We start from the raw sequence: 3,494 nt of genomic DNA, 5'->3' as shown, positions 1-3,494 counted from the left end.
GCGCTGCTTGAGGGCCTTGTTATAAGAGGGCCAGTTGGTGATTTTAAAATTTTGTTTTGCCATGGAGACCTGATTTTGAAACAACTGTGGTGATCTGCTCCGATGATTACCCAAAAGTTCTATTTATTCAACAAAGCCGGCAAAAGCAAGAAGTACGCAGCGATTACGTGGATAAATACTGGTTTTTATGCTGGCGGCTATCTATAATCTCGCGCAACCTTTTTCCCCTCAGACTCGAATTAAGCCAATTTAACGTTGTTCAGGATAGATTTTTATGAGCGAAAAGTACGTCGTCACCTGGGATATGTTGCAAATTCATGCCCGTAAACTGGCGCAGCGTTTGCTGCCAGCCGAACAATGGAAAGGCATTATTGCCGTTAGCCGTGGCGGGTTGGTTCCCGGTGCACTGCTGGCGCGTGAATTAGGCATCCGTCATGTGGATACCGTGTGTATCTCCAGCTATGACCACGACAACCAGCGTGATCTGACTGTCCTGAAACGTGCCGAGGGAGACGGTGAAGGATTTATCGTGATCGACGATCTGGTGGATACCGGGGGAACGGCGAAAGCGATTCGCGATATGTATCCGAAAGCGCATTTTATCACCATCTTCGCCAAGCCCGCCGGGCGCCCACTGGTTGATGACCACGTGGTTGATATCCCACAGGATACTTGGATTGAGCAACCGTGGGACATGGGCGTAGTGTTTGTTCAGCCCTTGGCTGGACGGTAATCGCCTTCTGGAATAGCGTTCAGACGCTAACTAATGTTGGCTTTGTTGAATAATAGGTAATCATGCTGTTTTTCCATGCCAGTTTTGGTAGAAAATGCTTGTCATCTCAGGTGTACACTTTTCTCATGAGGCCTAACTGCATGATTTTATGTTGCGAGGATCCGTCGTTTCACTGGGCTGCCAGCATAAAATCTATTTATTCAACAAAGCCGTACAAAGACTGATTTCGATTTCAATATCGTTCCGGTTCAATAATCCCATAATGGCTCCTGCTAATTTCCTCGCTTGTGTAGCAAGTTCAAACATGAGGCTTAGTTTATCCGAGCTATTGTGCGAAAAGCAAAGCGGGGAATGAACCTCAAAACCATGGTCATTAAAATAATCCTTAATCGATACCTGCATCTCTGGTGTGCATACAATTTGAATACTGGCAAACCGTGATTGATGTAATGGCAAGCAGTCTAAATCCAGCATATCTATCTCCCATGCGAAAAAATCATTGTTAAAAGTAGATATCAAAGAAAAGGCCCCGGAGGCTGAACGGGGGCCTTGATATTCGATGTGGACGATTTGTGGATGACTGTAGAAGTAAATCCTTTTATTTCAAAACAATAAATTTTGATAAAACCCCGCCTCGGCGGGGTTTTTTTATGGCAGACTACCAGAACAGACTTGGGTTAAGCGTGATTTTTTAGGCTGTTACCGTCTGGACGGTTATAAATGACCGTGTTGCCGCTGGCTTACGCGTTTTTTTGGGGAGGATCATTTGAACCGCGAACTACTCTGGGTGTTATCCCTGCTGTTGATCGCTATCTTATTGTTTAGCAACAATAAGCTACGCATGGATGTGGTGGCTCTGCTGGTTATCATCGCCTTTGTGTTGAGCGGTACCTTAACGCTGTCGGACGCGCTAGTCGGCTTCAGCGACCCCAACGTGATCCTTATTGCCGCGCTGTTTGTTATTGGCGAAGGGCTGGTCAGAACCGGCGTGGCGTATCAGGTCGGGGAGTGGCTGATTCGCGTTGCGGGCAACAGTGAGATCAAGATGCTGGTGCTACTGATGCTGACCGTGGCGGCGCTGGGCGCATTTATGAGTTCCACCGGTGTGGTGGCGATCTTTATCCCTGTGGTGCTGAGCGTTTCGGCCAAAATGAAAACCTCACCGGGGCGGCTGATGATGCCGCTCAGTTTTGCTGGCCTGATCAGCGGGATGATGACGCTGGTGGCGACGCCGCCCAACATGGTGGTAAGCAGTGAGTTGATGCGTGACGGCAACCACGGTTTCGGCTTTTTCAGCGTCACCCCGATTGGTGTCGTGGTGTTGCTGCTGGGCATTGCTTACAAGCTGGTGGCTCGATTCTGGCTGAGCGGTGTCGATCCGCTAGCGGCTAATAAAGAGGGCTGGAAGCGCAAGACCTTCCGCGACCTGATTCGCGATTACAAGCTTACGGGCAGGGCACGTCGTTTGGCGATACTACCGGGTTCACCTTTTATTGGCCACCGCCTGGATGATTTGCGTCTGCGCCAGCGCTACGGTGCCAACGTGGTGGGGATTGAGCGCTGGCGTAAGTTCCGTCGCGTGATGGTCAGCGTGGCGGGTAACACCGAACTGCGGTTAAACGATGTGTTGCTGATTGATATGTCAGCCTCTGAGGTCGATTTGCGTGAGTTTTGCACCTCGCAGCGCTTGGAACCGATGGTGCTGCGCGGTGAATACTTTTCTGAACAGGCTCGCGATGTGGGGATGGCGGAAGTGTCTCTGATCCCCGATTCTGAGCTCATTGGTAAGACGCTTTATGACGTAGGCTTCCGCAGCCGCTACGGGCTTTCTGTGGTGGGTATCCGCCGCAATGGTGAGGCGATGGACGGATTGCTGGCCGATGAACCGCTGCAACTGGGCGATATCCTGCTGGTGCTTGGCGACTGGCGTATGATCCGCCAACTGCAATCGCAAAAGCATGTGATGCTGGTGTTGAATCTCCCTGCCGAAGTGGATGACGTTGCGCCTGCGGTGAGCCAGGCTCCGCACGCGCTGTTCTGTCTGGCGCTGATGGTCGCCATGATGCTGACTGACGAAATCCCCAATGCGATTGCCGCGTTGATTGCCTGTTTGCTGATGGGAAAATTTCGCTGTATTGATATGGAAAGCGCTTACCGTGCGATCCATTGGCCGAGCCTGATTTTGATCGTCGGGATGATGCCCTTTGCGCTGGCGCTCCAGCAGACAGGTGGTGTAACGCTGATTGTGAATGCCCTGATGGACGTTGCGGGGGGGGCTGGGCCGCAGGTGATGCTGGTGTGCCTGTTTGTGCTGTGTGCGATGATCGGGCTCTTTATTTCCAACACCGCCACTGCCGTGTTGATGGCACCGATCGCCATTGCTGCGGCAAAACAGATGGGGGTTTCGCCGTATCCCTTCGCCATGATTGTAGCTATTGCCGCCTCCGCGGCATTCATGACACCGGTTTCTTCACCGGTGAATACGCTGGTGCTCGGTCCGGGTGGCTACCGCTTTGGTGATTTCGTGAAAGTGGGGGTGCCATTCACCGTGCTGGTGATGATTGTCAGTGTCATCATGGTGCCGTGGCTCTACGGTTTTTAACTGTGCGTTGATGCACCTTATATACCCGTGATCATTGAAGATGCTTGATTTTACGCGGTAAGAAGATCATGCTCACCCACTATGAAGATATTTATTACCGACAAGCAAAAAGCCGAACTCGAACACCTTCATGACACCAGTCGTGATAAGCGTGTTTGT

The 3,494-nt window shown here is 51.2% G+C and carries 4 protein-coding genes; 3 read left to right on the top strand and 1 reads right to left on the bottom strand.

Annotated features, from left to right (window positions below):
- Nucleotides 1-86: 86 nt before the first annotated feature.
- Entirely contained in the window at nt 87-278 is a 192-nt protein-coding gene (locus tag QZ506_RS18755) for a hypothetical protein (protein ID WP_291973085.1), read from the top strand.
- Nucleotides 275-733 carry a xanthine phosphoribosyltransferase gene (gpt, locus tag QZ506_RS18750; protein ID WP_291973084.1) on the top strand — a complete coding sequence of 153 codons (459 nt, stop codon included), beginning with the start codon at nt 275-277 and terminating at the stop codon, nt 731-733. The genes QZ506_RS18755 and gpt overlap by 4 nt, the downstream gene beginning before the upstream one ends.
- Nucleotides 734-925: 192 nt before the next feature.
- Here the strand turns inward: gpt and QZ506_RS18745 are convergent, their stop codons facing one another.
- Nucleotides 926-1,207, bottom strand: coding sequence for a hypothetical protein (locus QZ506_RS18745; protein ID WP_291973083.1), 282 nt, complete (start codon nt 1,205-1,207; stop codon nt 926-928).
- 292 nt (nt 1,208-1,499) lie between these two features.
- On the opposite strand from QZ506_RS18745, the gene QZ506_RS18740 reads away from it, so the two are divergent.
- Nucleotides 1,500-3,335 (top strand): SLC13 family permease, encoded by a 1,836-nt coding sequence (locus QZ506_RS18740; protein WP_291973082.1) that lies wholly within the window; start codon nt 1,500-1,502, stop codon nt 3,333-3,335.
- Nucleotides 3,336-3,494 lie beyond the last annotated feature (159 nt).

This window comes from Candidatus Symbiopectobacterium sp., from assembly GCF_020054415.1.
GTDB lineage: Bacteria > Pseudomonadota > Gammaproteobacteria > Enterobacterales > Enterobacteriaceae > Symbiopectobacterium.
The sequence above is the reverse complement of the archived record's forward strand: the minus strand, read 5'-3'. Positions and strand labels throughout refer to the sequence as shown.